The 564-nt window shown below is 63.5% G+C and carries 1 protein-coding gene; it reads left to right on the top strand.

From position 1 onward, the window contains the following. On the top strand, nucleotides 1-564 hold a 564-nt coding region (locus ACQ4OD_RS26375), incomplete at both ends, for an AMP-binding protein (RefSeq protein WP_430945229.1).

The raw sequence follows: 564 nt of genomic DNA, 5'->3' as shown, positions 1-564 counted from the left end.
AAACCCCGAGCACCTGACTCAGCCGGACAACCTGGCCTATGTGATCTACACCTCGGGCTCGACCGGCAAGCCGAAAGGCACCTTGCTGCCGCACCACAACCTGCTGCGCCTGTTCAAGGCCACCGATGCCTGGTTCGGCTTCGGCCCGCAGGATGTGTGGACGCTGTTCCACTCGTACGCCTTCGACTTCTCGGTGTGGGAGATCTTCGGTGCGCTGCTGCATGGCGGCCGCCTGGTGATCGTCCCGCGTGAAACCACCCGTTCCCCGGAAGACTTCCACCAGTTGCTGGTGGAGCAGGGCGTGACCGTGCTCAACCAGACCCCATCGGCGTTTAAACCGCTGATGCGTGTGGCCTGTGACAGCACTGCCGATCTGGCGCTGCGCTACGTGATCTTCGGCGGCGAAGCCCTGGATGTGGCTGCACTGCAACCGTGGTTCGAGCGCTTCGGCGAGGATTGCGACAACCTGATCAACATGTACGGCATCACCGAGACCACGGTGCATGTGACCTACCGGCCGATCCGCTTCGCCGACACGCAACAGGCGGGCAGCCCGATCGGTGC

This window comes from Pseudomonas sp. WC1 (assembly GCF_050586565.1).
GTDB lineage: Bacteria > Pseudomonadota > Gammaproteobacteria > Pseudomonadales > Pseudomonadaceae > Aquipseudomonas.
The sequence above is the reverse complement of the archived record's forward strand: the minus strand, read 5'-3'. Positions and strand labels throughout refer to the sequence as shown.